This window comes from Acidimicrobiales bacterium (assembly GCA_035294085.1).
In the GTDB taxonomy this organism is placed as follows: Bacteria; Actinomycetota; Acidimicrobiia; order Acidimicrobiales; family Bog-793; genus DATGLP01.
In genome coordinates this window covers 98,560-119,968 of sequence record DATGLP010000027.1, presented here as the reverse complement: position 1 = coordinate 119,968, position 21,409 = coordinate 98,560, and the positions used below count along the sequence as shown (strand labels likewise).

Below are 21,409 nucleotides of genomic sequence, written 5' to 3'. Positions count from 1 at the left end.
GCGGCGCGCCGGCGATCCGAACGTCTGTTCGACCCCACCGCCTAGAATCCCGCCGATGGGCGCCCCCGACCCGCTCGCCTCCTTCCACCCCGCCCTCGCCGAGTGGTTCCGCCGCACCTTCCCGGCCGGGCCGACCAGCGCCCAGGCAGCGGGGTGGGCCGCCATCGCGGCGGGAAGCGACACGCTCGTCGCTGCCCCGACCGGTTCGGGCAAGACGCTCGCCGGCTTCCTCGTGGCGATCGACCGCTGCCTCAAGGCCCCGGCGGGCGCCGAGCGAAGGGGCACCTCGGTCGTCTACGTCTCGCCGCTGCGGGCGCTCACCGTCGACGTGCGCGAGAACCTCGAGGGCCCCCTCGCCGCCATCGCGGCGCTCGGGCGAGAGCTCGGCTTCGCCCTGCCCGAGGTGCGCGTCGGTGTGCGCAACGGCGACACGCCGGCCGCGGGACGCGCCGCGCTCGTGCGCGACCCGCCCGACATCCTCGTCACGACGCCCGAGTCCCTCTACCTCCTCGCCACGGCTCGACGCGGGCGCGAGCTGCTCGCCGGGGTCGAGACGGTCATCGTCGACGAGATCCACGCCCTGGCGCGCGACCGGCGCGGCGCGCACCTCGCGCTCACCTTGGAGCGCCTGGAGCGCATCGTCGCCGCCGGCCGCCCTGGCGCCCGACGCCCGACGCGCATCGCGCTGTCCGCGACCCAGCGGCCCATCGAGGCGCTCGCCCGCCTCCTCGTGGGCGCGGGCCCCGAGCGCAGCCTCGCCGACGGCTCCCCCCGCTGCACCGTCGTCGACGTCGGCCACCTCCGGCGCCTCGACCTCGCCGTCGAGCTCCCCGCCGACGAGCTCGGCGCGGTGGCGTCGACGGGCCAGCTCGGCGACCTCGTCGCGTCGCTCGCCGCGCAGGTCCGAGCGCACCGCACGACGCTCGTCTTCGTCAACACGCGCAAGATGGCCGAGCGCCTCGCCTACCTGCTCGCCGGCGAGCTCGGCGAGCAGGTGGCGGCGCACCACGGCAGCCTGTCGGCCGAGCGCCGGCTCCTCGTCGAGGCGCGCCTTCGCGCCGGCGAGCTGCAGGCCGTCGTCGCCACGGCCTCGCTCGAGCTCGGGATCGACGTCGGGCCCGTCGACCTCGTCTGCCAGGTCGGCTCACCCCGGGCGATTGCCACCTTCCTCCAGCGCGTCGGGCGCGCCTGCCACCGGCTCGACGGCGTGCCGAAGGGCCGCCTCTACCCGCTCACCCGGGACGAGCTCGTCGAGTCGCTCGCGCTCCTCGCCGCGGTGCGTGCCGGCCAGCTCGACGCGGTGCGCCCGCCGGTGGCGCCGCTCGACATCCTCGCCCAGCAGATCGTCGCCGAGTGCGCCGCCGCCGGGGAGGAGGGGATCCGCGAGGCGGAGCTCGCCGCGCTCGTCCGCCGGGCCGCGCCCTACGCCGACCTCGCCGACGAGGACCTCGAGGCGGTCGTGACCCTCGTGAGCGAGGGGGTGACGACCGGACGGGGCGTGCGCGGGGCGCACGTGCGGCGCGACCGGGTGAACGGCGTCCTGTCGGCGCGCCGGGGGGCCCGGCTCACGGCGACGACGTCGGGCGGCGCGATCCCCGAGCTCGCGGACTACCGCGTCGTCGTCGACGGCGACGACGCCCTCGTCGGCACCGTCCACGAGGACTTCGCGGTCGAGGCGATGGTGGGCGACGTCTTCCTCCTCGGGAGCAACTCGTGGCAGGTGCGCCGCGTGGAGGCGGGAACGGTGCGCGTCGTCGACGCCCGCGGCGCCCCCCCGACGATTCCGTTCTGGCTCGGGGAGGCGCCGGCACGCACCGACGAGCTGGCCGACGCCGTCTCCGCCTGCCGCGAGCTCGTCGAGCGCTCGCTCGAGCGCGGCGGCGTTCGGGCCGCCTGCGAGGCGCTCGCCCGATGGTCGGGCGAGGACGGACGGCCGATCGAGGAGGCCGTCGCCTACCTCGCCACGGCGCGCGCCGAGCTCGGTGCGCTGCCGACGAAGTCCCGCCTCGTCGTCGAGCGCTTCTTCGACGACGCCGGCGGCATGCAGCTCGTCGTGCACTCGCCCTACGGCGCGCGCGTCAACCGCGGCCTCGGCCTCGCCCTGCGCAAGCGCTTCTGCCGGACCTTCGACTTCGAGCTCCAGGCGGCGGCGAGCGACGACGCCGTCGTGCTCTCCCTCGGCGCACAGCACGCCTTTCCGCTCGAGGCGGTCACGGCCTTCCTGTCGCCGGAGACCCTGCGCGACCTGCTCGTCCAGGCGGTCCTCCCGACGCCGATCTTCGCCGCGCGCTGGCGCTGGAACGTGTCGCGCTCGCTCGTCTCCCCCCGCTACCGGGGGGCCCGGCACCTGCCGCCGGCGATCCAGCGGATGGAGGCGGACGACCTGCTGGCCGCCGTCTTCCCGGCCCTCGCGGCGTGCCAGGAGAACGTCTCGGGGCCCATCGCCGTCCCCGATCACCCCCTCGTGCGCCAGAGCGTCGAGGACTGCCTGAGCGAGGCGATCGACTACGAGGGCCTCGCCCGGCTCGTCGAGGGGCTGCGCACCGGCCGCGTCGCTGCCCGCTGCGTCGACACCGTCGAGGCGTCCGTGCTCTCGCACGAGATCCTCGCCGGCCGGCCCTACACCTTCCTCGACGGCGCCCCCCTCGAGGAACGCCGGACCCGAGCGGTCCCGCTGCGGCGCGGCATCCCGCTCGAGGCCCACGACCTGAGCGTGCTCGACGAGGCGGTCGTCGCCGAGGTGCGCCGGGAAGCAGCTCTCGTGCCGCGGGACGCGGACGAGCTCCACGACCTGCTCATGTCGGCCGTCGTGCTCCGGCCCGACGAGGCGCTCGAGGCGCGCTTCGCGGCGCTCGTCGCGCGCGGGCGCGCGGCGCTCGTCGACCAGGGCGGCACGGCCTTCTGGTGCGCGACCGAGCGGCGCCCCGAGGCCGAGGCCCTCCTGCCCGGCGCGACCTTCCGGCCGGACGTCGCGCTCCGCGACCGGGCGCCCGTCGGGCGCAGCGAGGCGCTCGTCACGGCGGTGCGCGGCCACCTCGAGCTCCTCGGTCCGGCGAGCGCGGCCGAGCTCGCCGCGGCGCTCGGCGCGGTGCCGGGCGACGTCGAGGTGGCGCTGCTCGAGCTCGAGGGCACCGGCGCGGCCCTGCGCGTCCTCGAGGGGAGGTGGTGGTCCCGCCGCCTCGCGGCGCGGGTCCACCGGCGCCAGCGCGACCGGGAGCGGTCCCGCTTCGAGCCGGTGAGCGTGCGCCACCTCGTCCGCTTCCTCCTCGAGTGGCAGCACGCGACGCCGACGTCGCGCCTCGCCGGCCTCGACGGGCTCGCCACGGTGCTCGGCCAGCTGCAGGGGATCGAGGCGCCCGTCGGCGCCTGGGAGTCGTCCATCCTCCCCTCGCGCGTCGCCGGGTACTCGCCCGCGCTCCTCGACGAGCTGTGTGCCCACGGGGAGGTCGCCTGGGGCCGGCTCTCGCTGCCGGCGGCCCCGGCCGAGCAGCGCCGTGGCGGCGCCACGCCCTCGAGCGCCACCCCGGTGGCCCTCGTCCGCCGCGACGACCTGCACTGGCTCCTCGCCGCGGCGCGCGGCGGGGCCGAGGTCCCCGCAGGGCCGCCCGGGGCCGCCGGCGAGGTGCGCGAGGTGCTCGAGGCGCGCGGGGCGCTCTTCTTCTCGGACCTGTGCGCCGCGACCGGGCGACTCCCGCTCGAGATCGCCGAGGCGCTCTGGGACGGCGTGGCGAGGGGGGCGCTCGCCTCCGACGGCTTCCAGACGGTGCGGGCGCTCCTCTCCGGCCGCTACCGTGCGCCCGCCCGCCGCCACGAGGCTCGATTCGGCGGCCGGCTGCGCGCTGCCCCGCTGCGCCGCCGCCTGCCGAGCGCGCTCGCCGGGGGACGCTGGTCGCTCCTGCCGGGAGCGCGTCCAGCGGACTTCGAGCCCGACGACCTCGCCGACGCGCTCGCCGCCCAGCTGCTCGAGCGCTGGGGGATCGTCTTCCGCGACCTCGCCCGGCGCGAGGCCATCGCCCTGCCCTGGCGGGAGGTGCTCTGGGCGCTCCGCCGGCTCGAGGCCCGCGGCGTCGCACGAGGCGGGCGCTTCGTCGCCGGGGTCGCCGGCGAGCAGTTCGCCCTGCCGGAGGCGCTCGAGCTCCTCCGACGCGTCGCCGCGCGCCCGCTCGAGGGGGCGGTCGTGCGCCTGTCGGCCGCGGACCCGCTCAACCTCACCGGCATCGTGCTCGCCGGCCCGCGGCTGCCCGCACTCGCCGGCCGCGAGCTCGTCCTCACCGACGGCCTCGTCCTCGACGAGGGCGCACCGGCGAGCGGGCGCGCGTCGTAGCCGGCGGTGCCCGCCCACCAGCTACCGTCGTCGCGATGGCAGGCGAGGGAGCGTCGGCAGGGGGGAACGCACGACACTCGGACGCGGCGGACCGCAGGGTCGTCGAGCTGTTCGCGCTCGTCGGCGAGGCCGCCGCGGGCGCGACGCACGCCCTCGTCTCGGGCGACCGCCAGGCCGGCCGCGAGCTCGCGGAGCGCGACGCCGTGATCGACGCCCTCTTCCACGAGGCCGGCGGCCTCGTCGAAGCCGAGCTGCTCGGCGAGGGCGTACCGACGCAGCGCAAGCGCCACCTCCTCGCCCTCTACCGCATGCTCCCCGAGCTCGAGCGCAGCGGCGACCTCGCGGAGCACGTCGCCCAGCGAGCGACTCGGCCCATCGCGACCGAGATGTCCCCACGCGCCCGCGGCCTCGTCGAGCGAATGGGGGAGGTCGCGAGCGAGATGTGGCGGCTCGCCGCCGACGCCTTCGCCGAGCGCGACCCCGGCCTGGCGGAGCGTGTGGCCGTGCTCGACGACGAGATGGACGACCTCCACATGACGTTCATCGCCGAGGTCGTCGGGGCTGGGCTGCCGACCCAGGTCGCCATCGAGCTCGCCCTCATCGGCCGCTTCTACGAGCGCCTCGGGGACCACGCCGTCAACCTCGCGCGCATCGTCCCCGGGACGGGCGAGCAGTTCCACCCGGGCGGCGACTGACACGAGGTCCTCTCCTCGCGCCCGTCGCGAGTGCGCACGCCGGACCTCGTTGCATGCCCTCGCAGACATCTCGGCCGAGCCCGTCACGTGGTGGGGTCGCAGCACCTGGCGGACGTTCGCCCGACGCGCCAGTCGGAGATGCGGAGCCTGACGCCCGGAACTCCCCAGTCCTCCAGCGAGGCGGGGAGCTCCCGAGGACCGCTCGTCCTCGAAGCCCCCGACGGCGGCGCCCGGGACCTCCCGGCCGAGAGCCTCGGCGACCACGTCATGGTCGCTGCGCACGTGCGGCGCGTGACGTCCAGGTCGACGGGAGGGGAACCTGGCGTGCTCGAAGCGCCGGGCGCGACGCGCCTCGTCGAGACGCCTCGCACGCAGGCGTCCGTCACGAGCGACCCGGCGGACCGGTCGACGCGGCGACGGGGCTGCGAGAACGAGGCGACGTCGCGCCGATCGGGGCTGGGTCGCTGGCGCTCGTGTTCCGCCCGTCCGCGGTCGGCCATCGTGCCCCCAGTCGTCGAGGAGCCCTCCAGCTCGGTCGCTTCTCGGCTCTGGGACGAGGCCGATCGAGTTGCGTCGTCGCGACTCGTCGACGCAGAAGGGAGGGCGGCCCTGGCGACGGCTCGCCGGCTGGCGCGGATCGACGCGTCGGGGCTCAGAGAGGCCGTCCGCGCGCTGGAAGGACTCCACGACCAGCTCGACGTGATCGAGGTCACCGAAGGCCTCGTCCGGGAGGCCGGAGGTCTGGCCGAGCAGCTCGGCCTCCGTGGCTACGACGCCGTGCACCGGGCCTCGGTGAGGCTCGTCGCCGACGCCGAGACGGTCCTGGCGACAGGAACCCAACGCCTTCTCGTCGCTGCTCGGGCACGAGGACTCGCTACGGCCGATCTGACCGGGTGAGCCGGCGAGCCCCCCTCCCGCCGTCCTGCTTCTCGTCGTCTTCGTCTTCTTCTCTTCTTCCACGGCAACCTGATCGCTGGCGAGCCGGGCCGGCGAGGACGAGCCGGGATCGAGACGATGATCTCGCCGGTGGCCCGGGCGCGGGCCGCGGGAATGCTGTTCGACCTCGGTGCAGATCCGCGCCTGGTGCTCGGCGCGCACGCACCTCGGCGAGTCCGCCGGTGCTTCCGGTCGCGTCCTCGAGCGCACCGAGACCGCGCCCCGCCAGCGCGAGATCTCGAGGGCCCTCGACATCGCCGGGCCACCGCTCGTGCACGAGATCGACACCGCCTCGAAGCCCCGCAGACGGTCCAAGCGGCCCGCCTGGGCACTCCGCATCTCCGACGCTCGTCACGTCGCGCCTGGTCGACGCCCAGGTCACGCCACCTGCCCAGGAACGGTCGAACTCGGGTGCAGTGCGGCCGGGTCGATGCCCTCGGCGGCCAGCTGGGCGAGCAGGTCGTCGGCGTCGGGGTTCGGGTCGAGTCGGGGCACGGGGGTGTGGCGGCGGCCGACGCCCGCGCTCGGCGCGAGGCAGCCGGGCGCACGCCACGCCTGGCGGCGCGCCTCGGCCACCGCCGGGCCATCGGTGGCGCCTCCCTCGGCCCGGTCCGCCCCGGCCGCCGCTCTGGACCGAGAGCCGCCTCGGCGTGGGCGAGGGGGGAGTTGAACCCCCACGTCCTTGCGGACACAGGAACCTGAATCCTGCGCGTCTGCCTATTCCGCCACTCGCCCGGCGCAGGCCGACACGTTAGCCCACGTCGGGTGCCCTGCCCTTCGCCCAGGTAGTGTGGATACACCATGGGACTCCAGCAGTTCGAGCAGCGGCTCGAGCGACTGGTCGAGGGGGCCTTCGCGAAGGCTTTCCGGGGCGAGCTGCAGCCCGTCGAGCTCGGTCGGCGCCTCACACGCGAGATGGACCTGCTCCGGGCCGTCTCGATCAGGGGTCTCATCGCGCCGAACGTGTTCCGGATCGAGCTGTCACGGGAGGACTACGAGCGCTTCGGCGGCTTCGTCGACGTACTCGAGCGGGAGCTCGCCGATGCCGCCCGCGACCACGCCCGCTCCGAGGGCTACCTCTTCCTCGGCCAGGTCTCGGTGGAGATCACACCCAGCGACGAGGTCGCCAAGAGCACCTTCGTGATCAGCGGCGAGGTCGTCGAGACCGAGGACGACACCGTGGGCTGGATGGTCCTGCCCGATGGCCGCCGCGTCGCCGTGACCGGCGAACCGCTGCTCATCGGGCGCCTCCCCGAGTGCGGGGTCGCCCTCGCCGACCCGAACGTCTCCCGGCGCCACGCCCAGGTCCAGCGCGAGGGGGACGCGGTCGTCCTGACAGATCTCGGCTCGACGAACGGGACACGGGTCAACGGAGCGCCGACGCGCCGCCACCGCCTGGCGGACGGGGACGTCATCACGGTCGGGGTGACGAGCCTGCGCTTCGAGGCGAACTAGCTGGCCGCCTTGCCATGTCTCACGGCCTGCTCGAGATCCTGCGCTACTTCTTCCTCGCCCTGGTCTGGCTCTTCTTCATCTACGCGGCACGCATGGTGGTCGTCGAGGTCCGGCGCGGACGCGACCAGGCCCCGGCCGAGTCGCTCCCCGGTCGCGACCGCCCGCGCGCCGAGCGCCACGGGGGCCTCAAGCTTCGCGTCGTGCAGCCCCGCAGGTGGCGTGGCCGCACCTTCGAGCTCGACGGGGAGGTCACCCTCGGCCGCTCGCCCGGCTGCGTCGTCGCCCTCGAGGAGGACACCTTCGTCTCGGCGGTGCACGCGCGCGTCTACGCCGCCGACGGCGAGTGCTACATCGAGGACCTCGGGTCGACGAACGGCACCTTCCACAACGGCGAGCCGGTGCACGGCCCGACGCCACTGCGACGGGGCGACCGGGTGACGGTGGGCCGGACCGTGCTCGAGGTCACCCGATGACGCCGGGGCCCCCGTGACCACGCTCGTCGCAGCCTGGGAGAGCGACGTCGGGCGGGTCCGCTCGACGAACCAGGACTGCGCCCTGGTCGACGGCAACCTCCTCGCCGTGGCCGACGGCATGGGCGGCCACGCCGCCGGGGAGGTCGCTGCCCGGGTCGCCGTCGACGCCCTGCGCGCCGCCTTCGACGGCCGACGCGGCCTCGCCGGACTCGTCGCGGCGACCGAGCAGGCGAACCGCGAGATCCTCGAACGGAGCGCGGCGGTAGCGAACCTGCGGGGGATGGGCACGACGCTCACGGCGGCGGCGATCGTCCCGAGCCCGCACGGCGACCGGATCGCCGTCGTCAACGTGGGCGACTCACGCGCGTACCTGTTCGAGCACGGCAGGCTGAGGCGCCTGACCGAGGACCACAGCGTCGTCGAGGAGATGCTGCGCCAGGGCGAGCTCACCCCTGCCCAGGCGGCGGCGCACCCGCACCGCCACATCCTCACCCGAGCGCTCGGTATCGATCCCGACGTCGAGGTCGACTCCTGGCTCGTCGACGCGAGGCCTCCGTCCCGTCTCCTGCTGTGCAGCGACGGCCTCACGAACGAGTGCAGCGAGGACGAGATCGCCCAGGTCCTGGCGACGACGCGTGACCCCGCGGCGACGGCCCACGAGCTCGTCCGCCGGGCCCTCGAGCACGGCGGCAGCGACAACGTGACGGTCGTCGTCGCCGACGTCGTCGCGGACGGCGGCCCGGGCCGTGACCCCGCGAGGACCGCCACCCGACGGCCGCCCGCGGCGGGTGCGAGCGCCCCCGAGCTGCCCGGCTCGCCGGCCGGGGTGGGCCCGACCGGCCCCGTGCCGGAGCTGCGCGGCGCCCGGCGGGCCGGTGGCCGCCGCAGGAGCGCGGGCGAGCGACTGGTCACCGCCCGCGTCGTGCTCTTCCTCCTCCTCCTGGCCGGGGTGCTCGGCGGCGCGGCCGGCTTCGTCGTCTGGTTCGACCGCGCGACCTACTTCGTCGGACTGCGGGGGGACCGCGTCGCCATCTTCGAGGGCCGCCCGGGCGGCCTCCTGTGGATGCGCCCGACCGTCGTCGAGGAGACGTCGCTCACGGCCGCGCAGGTGTTCCCGCCGACGCTGCCGCTGCTGCGCGCGGGCATCCTCGAGTCCTCCTTCGGCACGGCCCGCCAGGTCGTCGCCAACCTCGCCGCCCGCCGCTTCCTCGCGCCGGCGCCGGGATCGGCGACGGCCACGCCCGCGTCGGCGGCGCCGACGAGCGCCGGGGGCAGCACCGTGGGGAGGACCCGGTAGTGGACCGGCGCATCAAGCTCCTCGCCGCCGTCTTGGTGGCCTGCTTCGGGCTCCTCTTCCTCCAGCTCAACAACCTCCAGGTGCGCCAGGCGAGCGCGCTGCGCTCCTCGCCGTACGCGCCGAGGGAGCCCGGCAACAGCGACCCGTTCACCCAGCCGCGCGGCGACATCCTGAGCGCGGACGGCGTCGTTCTCGCCTACTCGACGCCGACGAAGGACGGCTACGGGGAGCTGCGCCGATACCCCGAGGGGCCCCTCTTCGCCGACATCACCGGCCGCTACGACGTCGTCGACTCGGCCGCCACCGGCCTCGAGGCCTACTACGACCGCTACCTCCGCCCGCACCCGAGCCCGTCGGGCAGCCTGAGCCAGCTGCTCACCGAGCACGTCGGGACGGACTCCATCATCCTCACGGTCTCGTCGACGCTGCAGCACGTCGCCGAGCAGGCCCTCGCCCCCTACCCCCAGGGCGCCGTCGTGGCGATCGACCCGCGCACCGGCGCCATCCTCGCCCTCTACGGCAAGCCGACCTACGACCCGAACCGCTTCGCCTCGCACGACCCGAAGGCGGTCCACCGCTACTACGAGTCGCTGAACCCGACGAGCGGGACCTCGCCGCTCATCGACTTCCCCGTCGCCCAGACGATCGCGCCCGGCTCGACCTTCAAGGTCGTGACGACCTCGGCGCTGTTCGACCACGCGCGCCGGTACCTCACGCAGGTCTTCCCCCAGCAGTCCGCGCTCAGCCTCCCGGAGACGAACCTGCAGCTGCACAACTACGCCGGCGAGGTCTGCGGCGGGGATCTGGCAGAGGTCCTGGCGGTCTCCTGCGACACGGCCTACGCGCGCCTCGGGCTCGAGATCGGGGCCGAGAACCTCGCACGCGAGGCGCAGGCCTTCGGCTTCAACCAGGTCCCGCCGATCGACCTGCCGGCGGGGGAGGTCGCCCCCTCCTACTTCCCGCCCGCCTCGAGCTTCGCCCAGAACCTGCCGGGCGTCGCCTACTCGGCCATCGGCCAGGAGAACGTGCGCGAGACCGCCCTCGAGGACGCGCTCGTCGTGGCAGCGATCGGCGACGGCGGGGTGATCATGGCCCCGCACCTGCTCTCGAAGGTGATCGACGACCAGGGCCACGTCGTCGCCAGCTACCACCCCCACCCGTGGCGGCGGGCCACCTCGGCGGCGACGGCCGACGCGGTGCGCCGCCTGATGCTCGGCGTGACCGCTCCGGGGGGCACGGCGGCGGGGGTCTTCCCGCCGGGCCTCGCCGTCGCGGCGAAGACCGGCACCGCCGAGACCGGCTCCTACGGGTGCTCGTCCACCTGGCTCGTCGCCACGGCGCCTGCCGGCGCCGGGGAGACGCCGCGGGTCGCGGTCGCCGCCGTCGTCCCCTCGACCGCCGGGATCGGCTGCAGCGAGACCGGCGCGCAGGTCGCCGGTCCGATCGTCGCCAAGGTGCTCACCGCGGCGCTGGCGCTGCCGTGAGCGGGCCCGCCGGCGGCAACGGCCCGACGGGCCCGGCGCGCACGAATAGGCTCGGGCGCACATGACCTCGCCCCCCCTCCCCCTCTACGGCAGCCGCTACGCGCTGGGAGAGCAGATCGCGCGGGGGGGCACCGCCCAGGTCTTCGCGGCTCGCGACCAGCTGCTCGACCGGCCGGTCGCGGTGAAGGTCCTCTTCCCGGAGCTGTCCTCGGACCACTCCTTCGTCGAGCGCTTCCGCCGCGAGGCGCAGGCGGCGGCGAACTTGTCGCACCAGAACATCGTCCCCGTCTTCGACTGGGGCGAGGCGGACTCCACCTACTACATCGTGATGGAGCTCGTCGACGGCGAGCCGCTGTCGTCCATCATCCGCTCCCAGGGGCCCCTCGACCCCGTCCAGGCCGCCTCCATCGCGTCGGACATCGCCCGCGCCCTCGCCTACGCCCACCGCCACGGCGTCGTCCACCGCGACGTCAAGCCGGGCAACGTCCTCATCACCGCGGACGGCCAGGTCAAGGTGACCGACTTCGGGATCGCCCGGGCGATGGGCTCGGACGAGCAGGTCACCCAGACCGGCCTCGTCATGGGCACGGCCACGTACTTCTCCCCCGAGCAGGCCCAGGGCCTCGAGGTGGACGGCCGCAGCGACGTCTACTCCCTCGGCGTCGTCCTCTACGAGATGGTCACCGGCCGACCGCCCTTCACCGGCGAGAACCCCGTCGCCATCGCCTACCAGCACGTGCGCGAGGAGCCGCCCGCGCCCCGCTCGCTCAACCCGGCCGTCCCCGTCGCCCTCGACGCCATCATCCGCCAGGCGATGGCGAAGCTCCCCGCCGAGCGCTACCGCTCCGCCGACGAGCTGCGCGCCGACCTCGATCGCTTCGTGCGCGGCCAGACGGTGCTCGCCGCCCCTCCCGACGCGCCCGCCACGGTTGCGATCCCCCGCCAGGTGCCGGCGGCGAGGGGCACCGTCGACCGGTACGACACCGATCGCGGCCGCTCGACGACGCCGTGGTGGGTCGCGGCGGGTGCCGCCCTCACGCTCGCGATCGCCGCCGTCGTCTACTTCGGCGGGCGCTCGCTCGGCTGGTTCGGCGCCGCGGCCTACGTGCGGGTGCCCCACGTCGTCGGGATGGCGCGCGCCAGCGCCGAGGCGACGCTGCGCGCCAGCGGCTTGCGCTACCGGGTCGACGTCGTCGCCGGCAGCGCCACGGACGCCGGTCGGGTCCTGCGCCAGCGGCCCGACGCCCCCGCGACCGCGCGGCAGGGCTCGCAGGTGCTCCTCGAGGTCGCCGGGCCGGCGCCGGTGCGCCCGCTGCCCCCCCTCGTCGGCCTCACCGTCGCCCAGGCCGAGGTCCAGCTGCGCGCCGCCGGCTTCACGGCGGCCCCGAAGGTCGTCTACGTCCCCGCGACGAGCGCCGACCAGCGCCAGCTGACCGTGATCAGCCAGAGCCCGGCGAGCGGCTCGACGGCACGGGTCGACACGGTCATCACCCTCGACGTCGTGAAGGGCACGAAGCTCGTCACCGTGCCGAACCTCACCGGCGACAGCCCGGCGCAGGCCGGCGCCGCGCTCGCGACCGCCGGGCTGAACGTTGCCGCGCAGCTGAACCCGGTCTTCTCCCCGACCGTCCCCGCCGGCGAGGTCGTGAGCACGAGCCCGCCGGCCGGGGCGTCGGTCGCCTCGGGGACGACGGTGACCCTCAACGTGTCGAACGCCGTCACCGTCCCCAACGTCGTCTCCCTCAGCCTCCAGGAGGCGGAGTCGCAGCTCTCGGCGGCGGGCCTCAACTACCGGGTGGCCGAGGTCCCGGCGCCCGCCACCGACCAGGTCGGCCTCGTCACGAACCAGTCGCCGCTGCCGGGCAAGGTCGTCCGCCCCCTCGCCACGGTGACGATCTTCGTCGGGGTCGCGAGCTCGACCGGCACGAGCCCGGGCACCGGCAGCACCGGCCCGCCCCCGCCGGGTAACAGCGGCGGCGCCCCCGGCCAGGGCTGAGCGCGGCCGGTCAGGCCGCTCGCCGGAGGAAGTTCTCGAGCAGGTGGCGCCCGCCGGTGGTGAGGATCGACTCGGGGTGGAACTGGACCCCCTCGACCGGTAGCTCCCGGTGGCGCAGCGCCATCACCGTGCCGTCGTCCGCGCGCGCCGTCACCTCGAGGCAGGGCGGCAGGCTGCGCTCGTCGACGACGAGCGAGTGGTAGCGGGTGGCCTCGAACGGGCTCGGCAGGCCTTCCAGGACGCCGGCGCCGTCGTGGTGGATGCGGGAGGTCTTGCCGTGCATCAGCGTCGGCGCGGCGACGACCGTGCCGCCGAAGACCTCGCCGATGCACTGGTGGCCGAGGCAGACGCCGAGCACGGGCAGGCCGGCGCCGCCGAGCGCGGCGATCGCCGCCTTCGAGATCCCCGCCTCGGCGGGCCGCCCCGGCCCGGGCGACACGAGGAGGGCGTTCGGCGCGAGGGCGGCGATGCCGGCCACGTCGAGGGCGTCGTTGCGCACGACCACCGGGACCGCCCCGAGCTCCCCGAGGTACTGGACGAGGTTGTAGACGAAGCTGTCGTAGTTGTCGACGACGACGACGCGCGGGCCCATCCCGGCCCCACGCTACCGGCCGGGCAGGCGAGCCGAGCCCGCAGGGCGCCGGTAATGTGCAGCCGTGGCCCAGCCGACCAGACCGCGGCGCGAGGGCCGACCCCGGCCGGGGCGCGCCGCGGGCGGGCGACGCCGGCCGGCCGCTGGCCGCTACACGCCGCCGACGCCGATCCGGGTGCGGCGAAGCCCCCGCTGGTACCCGTGGTTCCTGCTCGCGCTCCTCGCGCTCGGGGTCCTCGTCGTCATCTTGAACTACATCGAGGCGCTGCCGGCGAGCCCGACGAACTGGTACACGCTCGGGGGACTCCTCGCCGTGCTCGCCGCGGCCCTCCTCGCCACCCGCTACCGCTAGGCCCCCGACCTCCTCCGGGACTTGCACCCGGGAGGACAATGTGGACGACGCGGCGCGCACGAAGGAGGCGCGATGTACACGAAGGCGAACCTGTTCGGACACCCCATCCACCCGATGCTCGTGGCCTTCCCGGTCGCGAGCTACGTCGGGACGCTCGTCGGCTTCGCCGTCTACGCGGCGAACGGCCACCAGTTCTGGCTCAACCTCGCGATCGGCCTCGCCGTCGTCGGGGTCTGCTCGGCGGTGCTCGCCGCCCTCTTCGGCGCCGTCGACCTCGCACTCGGCGTGGCGCGCGGCTCGGCGGCACGCGCGACCGGGATCGCGCACGCCTCGGTGAACGTCGCCGCCCTCGGCCTGTTCCTCGCCGTGGTCGCCTCCTACGAGAGCCACTGGAACGGCCCGGCGACGAGCGCCACGCTCGGCCTCGCGCTGTCCGCCGCCGGCGCCGCGCTCACCGTGGCAGCGGGGGCGCTGGGCTGGCGCCTCGTCCAGACCTTCCACGTCGGCGTGCGCCTCACCCCCTCCCAGGCGCGCGACGACGCCGCCGTCCAGTCGACGGGGCGGATCCTCCACCTCAGGCGCCGCTCGGCCTGAGCGCCGCCTCAGGCGCTCGTGGCCGCCTCCTCGAAGCGGGCGGCCACCGAGCGCGCGAGGGCGCTCGCCACCTCGTCGAGCCCGAGGTCGGCGAGCGCGCCGAGCACGAGCCGCTCCCCGCCCGCCCGTCCGACGACGGCCGCCGGCACGCCGTGCGCCGCGGCGCGGGCGAGCACCTCGTCCGGGCGCGCCGCCGCGACGAGCGCCCGCCCCGGCGACTCGCCGAACAGGGCACGGTGGTCGCCGACCTCGACCGTGCAGCCGACGCCGGCTCGGGCCGCGCACTCGGCGAGGGCGACCCCGAGCCCCCCGTCGGCCAGGTGGTGCGCCCCGGTGACGAGCTCGGGGCCGCCGCGGGCCTGGGCGCCCACGAGCTCGCGCACGAGGCCGCACAGCCGGGCGTGGGCGCCGAGGTCGAGGGCCGGGAGCGACCCGCCCCGGTGGCCGCGCAGCGTGCGGGCCCAGCGCGAGCCGGCGAGGCTCGGCGTCCCCGCGCCGAGCACGACGAGGGCGTCACCCGCGCGCCAGCCGATGCCGACCGGCCGCCTCGCGAGCCCCTCGAGGAGGCCGACCACCGTGACGACGGGGGTGGGGACGATGTCGACGCCGCCCGCCTCGTTGTACAGGGAGACGTTGCCGCCGACGACCGGCAGCGAGAGCGCGAGGCAGGCCTCGCGCAGGCCCTCGACCACCTCGACGAGCTGCCACATCACCTCCGGGTGCTCGGGGTTGCCGAGGTTCAGGCAGTCGACGAGGGCGCGCGGCTCCCCGCCGGCGAGCGAGACGTTGAGGGCGGACTCGGCGACCGTCGCCGCGGTGCCGAGGCGGGGGTCGACGTCGCACCAGCCGGGGTTCGCGTCGGTGCTGAGGGCGAGGCCTCGGCCCGTGGCGGCGACGCCGGGCGCCGCGAGGCGCAGGACGGTCGCGTGCGCCTCGCCGGGGCCGAGCACGGTGTTCAAGAACAGCTGGTGGTCGTACTGGCGGTAGACGAAGGAGGGGTCGACCAGGAGGGCGAGCAGGTCGGCCCCCGTGTCGTCGGGCGCCGACAGGAGCGCCGGGTCCGCCGCCCGGCGCTCGGCCAGGTCCGCCGGCGGGGCGGCGGGGCGGTCGTAGCGGGGGGCGCCGTCCGCGAGCGAGCGCGCCGGAACCTCGGCCACGACCGGGCCACCGGCGCCCGACCGGACGCGCAGCCGACCCACGCCGTCGGGGTCCGGCGCGGTCACCCGACCGACCACGCGGGCCTCCACCTCCCACCGGCGGCAGACCTCCTCGAGCGCTCCGAGCGAGCCGGGCGCCACGATGGCGAGCATCCGCTCCTGGCTCTCGCTCGTCAGCACCTCGGCCGGTGCCATCGGCGCCTCCCGCAGGGCCACGGCCGAGACGTCGAGGTCCATGCCGAGCCCGGCGCGCGCCGCCGTCTCGCTCGCCGCGCAGGCGAGGCCCGCCCCGCCGAGGTCCTGGATCCCCACGACGAGGCCGGCGTCGATGAGCTCGAGGCACGCCTCGATGAGCCGCTTCTCCTCGTAGGGGTCCCCCACCTGCACGCTCGGGCGCTTCGAGGCCTCGCCGGCGGCGGCGACGCCGAAGCCGGACGAGGCGAGCAGGCTGACGCCGCCGATGCCGTCGCGCCCCGTCCTGCTGCCGAGCAGCACCGCGAGGTTGCCGACGCCGGACGCCCGGCCGAGCACGAGGCGGTCGGCGGGTACGAGGCCGAGGCAGAAGACGTTGACGAGCGGGTTGCGCGCGTAGCTCGGGTCGAAGGTCAGCTGCCCCCCGACCGTGGGGACGCCGACGGCGTTCCCGTAGCCGGCGATACCGCGCACGACGCCGTCGCAGATATAGCGGCTGTGCGGGTCCTCCAGCGGCCCGAAGAACAGCGCGTCCATGAGCGCAATGGGGCGCGCCCCCACCGCGAAGATGTCCCGCAGGATCCCCCCGACTCCCGTCGCCGCTCCCTGGTAGGGCTCGACGAATGACGGGTGGTTGTGGCTCTCGATGCGCAGCGCGACCGCGAGGCCACCGCCGACGTCGATGACGCCCGCGTTCTCGCCGGGACCGACGAGGACGTGGCGCGCCTCGGTGGGCAGGCGAGCGAGGTGGCGACGAGAGGACTTGTACGAGCAGTGCTCGCTCCACATGACCGCGTACATGGCGAGCTCCGCCTCGCTCGGGGAGCGCCCGAGCACCTCGACGATCGCCTCGAGCTCGTCGTCGGTGAGGCCGAGCGCCCGGTGCGCCGGCTGGCCGCCGCCTGGACCCTCACTCATTGGACGTCTTCCCCCACCTGCCACGTCTGCAAATCGCCACCTGCCACGCCCCTCATTTCCGTTTTGCAACGCGGCCCGACATGCGTCATAGTGGTCGCATGCCACCCACCAGGAAGCGCACCTCGATGACGTCCGAGCACAAGGCGGCGCTCGCCGCCGGTCGTGCCCAGGGCCTCGCCGTGCGCCGCTACCTCGAGGCGCTCGAGCGCACCCGCCCTCGGCGGGGCCGGCGCCCGAGCACCGAGCAGCTCGAGCGCCAGCTCGAGGAGATCGAGGCGCGCCTGCACGAGGCCGACCCGCTCCAGCGCCTCCACCTCATCCAGCAGCGCAAGACCCTGAAGGCGCGCCTCACCGAGAGCGGGGACTCGGAGGACATCTCGGCGCTCGAGGCCGCCTTCGTCGAGGCCGCCGCCGCCTACGGGGCGCGCAAGGGCATCGACTACTCGACCTGGCGCGAGGCGGGGGTGCCGGCCGAGGTGCTGCGCCGGGCGGGGATCCACCGCAGCGCCTAGCGGGCGGCCGAGGCCGACGGCTGCCCGAGCCGGCGGGGCGACGGCGCGCACGCGCCGAGGAAGGCGCCGAGGAGCACGAGCCCGTCCTCGGAGCCGAGCAGCGCCGAGCTCGCTCGCTCGGGGTGCGGCATGCACCCGACGACGTTGCCCGCCTCGTTCGCCACGCCGGCGATCGAGGCAGTCGACCCGTTCGGGTTCTTCACGTAGCGCAGCACGACCTGCCCGTTCGCCTCGAGGCGGGCGAGGGTCGCCGCGTCGCAGGTGTAGTTGCCCTCGTAGTGGTTGATGGGCAGACGAAGGCGCGTCCCGACCGGGACGCCGGCGGTGAGCACCGACGCCTGCGAGGCGACCTCGCAGGTCACCGTGTCGCAGATGAAGCGCAGGCCGGCGTTGCGCCGGAGCGCGCCCGGCAGCAGACCGGCCTCGGTGAGCACCTGGAAGCCGTTGCAGATCCCGAGCACCGGTCCGCCCTCCGCGGCGAAGCGGGCGATCGCCCCCGTCACCGGCGAGAAGCGGGCGATCGCGCCGGGTCGCAGGTAGTCGCCGTGGGCGAAGCCGCCGGGGAGGACGACGGCGTCGAGGCCACGGAGGTCGTCGCTCGCGTGCCACACGAGGCGGGCGCTCGCGCCGAGGAGCTCGAGCGCCGCGGCGACGTCGTGCTCGCAGTTGGAGCCGGGGAAGGTGACCACGCCGACGGTCGCGCTCATGGCGCCGGCGCGATGGTGATCGAGGCGCGCTCGATGACCGGGTTGGCGAGCAGGCGCGCGCACATCTCCTCGACCTCGCGCCGCGCACCCTCCTCGTCGCTGGCCTCGAGCGCGAAGCGCACCAGCTTGCCGACCCGCACGTTGCGCACGCCGGCGAAGCCGAGGGCGGGCAGCGCCCGCTCGATCGTCTGGCCCTCGGGGTCGGCGATGCCCTCCAGCCCCCGGACCTCGACGGCGACCTCGAAGTTCACGGCGCGCAGGGCGCGACGCCCCACCAGTCGGCGAAGCGGCGCTCGGAGATCTTCTCGTAGGCGGCGACGTAGCGGTCGCGCGTCGCGGCGACGACCTCGGCGGGCAGCGGCGGCGGCGGCGACTCCTTGTCCCAGCCGGTCGACTCCGCCCAGTCCCGCACCGGCTGCTTGTCGAACGAGGGCGGTGCCGACCCCGGCGACCACGCGTCCGCCGGCCAGAAGCGCGAGGAGTCGGGCGTCAGGATCTCGTCGCAGATGGCGAGCTCCCCGTCGATGAGACCGAGCTCGAACTTCGTGTCGGCGATGACGATCCCCCGCTCGAGGGCGCGCCGCGCCCCCGCCGCGTAGGCGCGCAGCGAGATCTCCCGGGCGCGCGCCGCGAGCCGCGCGCCGACGAGCTCCACCGCCTCCTCGAAGGAGATGTTGACGTCGTGGCCCTCGGTCGCCTTCGTCGAGGGCGTGAAGACCGGCTCGGGGAGCCGGTCGGACTCCCGCAGGCCCGCGGGCAGCGGCGTGCCGTGCATCGTCTGGGTGGCGCGGTACTCCTTCCAGGCCGAGCCGGCGAGGTAGCCGCGCACGATGCACTCGATCGGGAGCATCTCGGCCCGGCGCACGAGCATCGCCCGTCCCGCGACGTCGCCGATGTCGGCCGCCTCGGGCGGGAACGCGCCCGGGTCGGTCGTGATGAGGTGGGTCGGGGCGATCCCGGCGAGCTCCTCGCTCCAGAAGGCGGTCATCGCCGTGAGCACCCGCCCCTTGTCGGGGATGGGCTCGGCGAAGACGCGGTCGAACGCCGAGATGCGGTCGGAGGCCACCATGAGCAGCCTCCCGTCCCCGACGTCGTAGATGTCACGGACCTTGCCAGAGTACGCGGGCGCGATGGCCATCACTCGACCCCCTCCAGTGCGTCGATGGTGCGGTGGACGTGCCGGAGCGCCCGCTCGAGGTCGAACGCCTCGTCGAGCGTCGCGGCGAGGCCGCGCCCGGCGAGGAGCTCGGCGACCTCGGGGTCCTCCTCGAGCACGGCGCGAAAGGGCCGGCGCGACTCGGCGGCGAGGCGGGCGTCGCGCTGCACGATGCGGTAGGCGGCGTCGCGGCTCGCGCCGCAGGCCACGAGCGCGAGGAGCACCGGCTGGGAGAAGACGAGGCCGAGCGAGCCGACGAGCAGGTTCTCGCGCATGCGCCCGGCGTTGACGACCAGGCCGGCGACGAGCCGCTCCATGCGCCGCAGGCCGTAGTAGCAGGCGAGGCTCGCGTCGGGCAGCACGATGCGCTCGACCGAGCTGTGGGAGATGTCGCGCTCGTGCCAGAGCGCGACGTCCTCGAGGCCGGCGACGAGGTAGCCGCGCAGCACGCGCGAGAGCCCGACGATGCGCTCGGCCGTGATCGGGTTGCGCTTGTGCGGCATCGCGGAGGAGCCCTTCTGGCCCGCCCCGAAGGGCTCCTCGGTCTCGGCCACCTCGCTGCGCTGGAGGTGGCGCAGCTCGGTCGCGAGCGCCTCGAGGGTCGTGCCGGTCGAGGCGAGGGCGTAGAGGTACTCGGCGTGGCGGTCCCGGGCGATCACCTGGGTGGCCGGCACCGGCTCGAGCCCGAGCGCCTCGCAGACGTAGGCCTCGACCGCCGGGTCGACGTTCGAGTACGTCCCCACCGCTCCCGACAGCTTGCCCACCGCCACCGCCCGGCGCGCGCGCCGGAGGCGCTCGCGGTCGCGCGCCACCTGCAGGCAGAAGAGGGCGAGCTTCGCGCCGAAGGTCGTCGGCTCGGCGTGCATGCCGTGGGTGCGCCCGACCATGGCCACGTCCGCGAGCTCGACGGCCCGGCGCTTCAGCGTCGCGACGAGCGCGCTCGAGGCCTCGAGGAGCAGGTCGCTCGCGGCGACGAGCGTGGCGGACAGGGCCGTGTCGACGACGTCGGCCGAGGTGAGGCCGTAGTGGACCCAGGCGCCGGCCGGCAGGCCGATGGCCTCCTGGACGACGTCGACGAAGGCGGCGACGTCGTGGTCGGTGACCTGCTCGCGCTCGGCGACGCGCCGCACGAACGCGGCGTCGACGACCGGGGCGCGACGACGCACCTCGGCCGCGTCGGCCGCTGGGACGACGCCGAGCTTCGCCCACGCCTCGACGGCGAGCACCTCGACCTCGAGCCAGCGCGCGAGGCGCGCCTCGTCGCCGAAGAGGGCGGCCATCTCCGGCAGCGCGTAGCGGCCGATCACCGTGACGCCGCCTCGCTCGGTGCGTCGGCCCCGATGTCGCGCCGGAAGGTCGCGCCGGCGAGGCGGATCCGGCCCACCGCCTCGTAGGCCGCGGCGCGCGCCGCGGCGAGGCTCGGGCGCACGGCCGTCACGGCGAGCACGCGCCCCCCGCCGGCGCGCAGCGTGCCGTCGGCGGCGCGCCTCGTCCCCGCGTGGAAGACGGTCACGCCCTCGACCGTAGCGGCTTCGTCGAGGCCGGTGACGGCCCCGCCGAGGCGCGGGGCGAGCGGGTAGCCGGGCGAGGCGACGACGACGCACACGGCGGCGTCGTCGGCGACCTCGCAGGCGTCCGGGAGGCGCCCGGTGGCCGCGCGGTGCAGGAGGCCGGCGACGTCCCCGCGAAGCCGGGGGAGGACCACCTCGGCCTCCGGGTCGCCGAAGCGGACGTTGTACTCGATGAGCACCGGCCCGGCCGCGGTCAGCATGCACCCCGCGTAGAGGACACCCCGGTAGTCGATCCGGCGCCGCCCGAGCTCGGCGAGCGTCGGCTCGACGATGCGAGCCATGACCTCGCCGACGACCTCGGCGTTCGCGTCGGGCACCGGCGAGTACGCCCCCATCCCGCCGGTGTTCGGGCCGGCGTCCCCGTCGAGCGCCCGCTTGAAGTCGCGCGCCGGCGGCAGCGGCAGGGCACGCCGACCGTCGCAGAGCACGAGGAGGGAGAGCTCCGGCCCCTCGAGGCCCTCCTCGACGACGATGCGTCGCCCGGCGTCGCCGAAGGCCGCGCCCGAGAGCTTCGCCCGGGCGTCGGCGCGCGCCTCGGCGAGGTCGGCCGTGACGAGGACGCCCTTGCCCGCGGCGAGGCCGTCCGTCTTCACGACGTAGGGACCCGGCAGCGACGCGAGGAAGGCCTCGGCCTCGTCGAGGCGATCGAACACCCCGAAGCGGGCCGTCGGCACCCCGGCTGCGGCAGCGAGCCGCTTCATGAAGGCCTTCGAGCCCTCGAGGGCGGCCCCGGCCGCCCCGGGGCCGACCACCGCCGCCCCCCGTGCCCGAAGGCGGTCCGCCAGGCCGGCGACGAGCGGCGCCTCGGGGCCCACGACGAAGAGGTCGGCGTCGACCTCCTCGGGCGGGGCCGGCGTCGACACGAGGCGGTGCCCCTCGGCGGAGACACCGTCGATCCCGGGGTTGCCCGGGGTGGCGACGACGTCGGCGCTGCGCGCCAGCACGTGCGCGAGGGCGTGCTCGCGCGCTCCGGAGCCGACGACGCAGACGCGCATCGC

19 protein-coding genes and 1 tRNA gene are annotated in these 21,409 nt (G+C 75.5%); 11 read left to right on the top strand and 9 right to left on the bottom strand.

Translation table 11 applies throughout. The features are described from left to right. The first annotated feature begins 55 nt into the window (after nucleotides 1-55). The 3 genes from VKV23_10360 to VKV23_10350 all read left to right on the top strand — a co-directional run bounded on the left by VKV23_10360 (nucleotide 56) and on the right by VKV23_10350 (nucleotide 5,916). Nucleotides 56-4,324 (top strand): DEAD/DEAH box helicase, encoded by a 4,269-nt coding sequence (locus VKV23_10360; protein HLI16438.1) that lies wholly within the window; start codon nucleotides 56-58, stop codon nucleotides 4,322-4,324. A gap of 35 nt (nucleotides 4,325-4,359) precedes the next feature. After that, nucleotides 4,360-5,019, top strand: coding sequence for a PhoU domain-containing protein (locus VKV23_10355; protein ID HLI16437.1), 660 nt, complete (start codon nucleotides 4,360-4,362; stop codon nucleotides 5,017-5,019). 138 nt (nucleotides 5,020-5,157) lie between these two features. Then, nucleotides 5,158-5,916 (top strand): type II toxin-antitoxin system VapC family toxin, encoded by a 759-nt coding sequence (locus VKV23_10350; protein ID HLI16436.1) that lies wholly within the window; start codon nucleotides 5,158-5,160, stop codon nucleotides 5,914-5,916. Between the two features lie 417 nt (nucleotides 5,917-6,333). On the opposite strand, the gene VKV23_10345 is transcribed toward VKV23_10350, so the two are convergent. After that, entirely contained in the window at nucleotides 6,334-6,531 is a 198-nt protein-coding gene (locus tag VKV23_10345) for a hypothetical protein (GenBank protein ID HLI16435.1), read from the bottom strand. Between the two features lie 75 nt (nucleotides 6,532-6,606). Then, nucleotides 6,607-6,690 (bottom strand) — tRNA-Leu (locus VKV23_10340). Between the two features lie 66 nt (nucleotides 6,691-6,756). Here VKV23_10340 and VKV23_10335 point away from each other — a divergent pair. From VKV23_10335 to pknB, 5 genes are all read left to right on the top strand, one after another. Beyond that, nucleotides 6,757-7,410, top strand: coding sequence for a DUF3662 and FHA domain-containing protein (locus VKV23_10335; protein HLI16434.1), 654 nt, complete (start codon nucleotides 6,757-6,759; stop codon nucleotides 7,408-7,410). Nucleotides 7,411-7,424: 14 nt separating this feature from the next. Beyond that, nucleotides 7,425-7,883, top strand: coding sequence for an FHA domain-containing protein (locus VKV23_10330; GenBank protein ID HLI16433.1), 459 nt, complete (start codon nucleotides 7,425-7,427; stop codon nucleotides 7,881-7,883). Nucleotides 7,884-7,896: 13 nt separating this feature from the next. Continuing rightward, on the top strand, nucleotides 7,897-9,180 hold the full coding sequence (locus VKV23_10325) for a Stp1/IreP family PP2C-type Ser/Thr phosphatase (protein HLI16432.1): 1,284 nt from the start codon (nucleotides 7,897-7,899) through the stop codon (nucleotides 9,178-9,180). Continuing rightward, nucleotides 9,180-10,664: a penicillin-binding transpeptidase domain-containing protein gene (locus VKV23_10320; protein ID HLI16431.1), complete on the top strand. Its 1,485-nt coding sequence runs from the start codon at nucleotides 9,180-9,182 to the stop codon at nucleotides 10,662-10,664. Before VKV23_10325 ends, VKV23_10320 begins: the two co-directional genes overlap by 1 nt. 61 nt (nucleotides 10,665-10,725) lie before the next feature. Further along, a complete protein-coding gene (pknB, locus tag VKV23_10315; protein HLI16430.1) occupies nucleotides 10,726-12,660 on the top strand; it encodes a Stk1 family PASTA domain-containing Ser/Thr kinase in 1,935 nt (644 codons plus the stop codon). A gap of 10 nt (nucleotides 12,661-12,670) precedes the next feature. On the opposite strand, the gene VKV23_10310 is transcribed toward pknB, so the two are convergent. Continuing rightward, on the bottom strand, nucleotides 12,671-13,252 hold the full coding sequence (locus tag VKV23_10310) for an aminodeoxychorismate/anthranilate synthase component II (protein ID HLI16429.1): 582 nt from the start codon (nucleotides 13,250-13,252) through the stop codon (nucleotides 12,671-12,673). A gap of 64 nt (nucleotides 13,253-13,316) precedes the next feature. Here VKV23_10310 and VKV23_10305 point away from each other — a divergent pair, with 64 nt between their 5' ends. Further along, nucleotides 13,317-13,604: a cell division protein CrgA gene (locus VKV23_10305; protein HLI16428.1), complete on the top strand. Its 288-nt coding sequence runs from the start codon at nucleotides 13,317-13,319 to the stop codon at nucleotides 13,602-13,604. A 72-nt stretch (nucleotides 13,605-13,676) separates the two neighbouring features. Further along, nucleotides 13,677-14,198 (top strand): DUF2231 domain-containing protein, encoded by a 522-nt coding sequence (locus VKV23_10300; GenBank protein ID HLI16427.1) that lies wholly within the window; start codon nucleotides 13,677-13,679, stop codon nucleotides 14,196-14,198. Between the two features lie 8 nt (nucleotides 14,199-14,206). On the opposite strand, the gene purL is transcribed toward VKV23_10300, so the two are convergent. Further along, the gene (gene purL, locus VKV23_10295) at nucleotides 14,207-16,465 is read right to left on the bottom strand and encodes a phosphoribosylformylglycinamidine synthase subunit PurL (protein HLI16426.1); all 2,259 of its coding nucleotides are present in this window, start codon (nucleotides 16,463-16,465) and stop codon (nucleotides 14,207-14,209) included. A gap of 98 nt (nucleotides 16,466-16,563) precedes the next feature. Between purL and VKV23_10290 the strand changes: the two genes are divergently transcribed. Further along, a complete protein-coding gene (locus VKV23_10290) occupies nucleotides 16,564-16,977 on the top strand; it encodes a hypothetical protein (GenBank protein HLI16425.1) in 414 nt (137 codons plus the stop codon). On the opposite strand, the gene purQ is transcribed toward VKV23_10290, so the two are convergent. From purQ to purD, 5 genes are read right to left on the bottom strand one after another with little or no spacing between them, the layout of a single operon-like run. Then, on the bottom strand, nucleotides 16,974-17,684 hold the full coding sequence (gene purQ, locus VKV23_10285; protein HLI16424.1) for a phosphoribosylformylglycinamidine synthase subunit PurQ: 711 nt from the start codon (nucleotides 17,682-17,684) through the stop codon (nucleotides 16,974-16,976). The genes VKV23_10290 and purQ overlap by 4 nt on opposite strands. Beyond that, on the bottom strand, nucleotides 17,681-17,959 hold the full coding sequence (gene purS / locus VKV23_10280) for a phosphoribosylformylglycinamidine synthase subunit PurS (protein ID HLI16423.1): 279 nt from the start codon (nucleotides 17,957-17,959) through the stop codon (nucleotides 17,681-17,683). Before purS ends, purQ begins: the two co-directional genes overlap by 4 nt. Next, nucleotides 17,932-18,822 (bottom strand): phosphoribosylaminoimidazolesuccinocarboxamide synthase, encoded by an 891-nt coding sequence (locus tag VKV23_10275; protein HLI16422.1) that lies wholly within the window; start codon nucleotides 18,820-18,822, stop codon nucleotides 17,932-17,934. The genes purS and VKV23_10275 overlap by 28 nt, the downstream gene beginning before the upstream one ends. Further along, on the bottom strand, nucleotides 18,822-20,147 hold the full coding sequence (gene purB / locus VKV23_10270) for an adenylosuccinate lyase (protein ID HLI16421.1): 1,326 nt from the start codon (nucleotides 20,145-20,147) through the stop codon (nucleotides 18,822-18,824). Before purB ends, VKV23_10275 begins: the two co-directional genes overlap by 1 nt. Then, on the bottom strand, nucleotides 20,144-21,406 hold the full coding sequence (gene purD, locus VKV23_10265; GenBank protein HLI16420.1) for a phosphoribosylamine--glycine ligase: 1,263 nt from the start codon (nucleotides 21,404-21,406) through the stop codon (nucleotides 20,144-20,146). Before purD ends, purB begins: the two co-directional genes overlap by 4 nt. Between the last annotated feature and the right edge of the window lie 3 nt (nucleotides 21,407-21,409).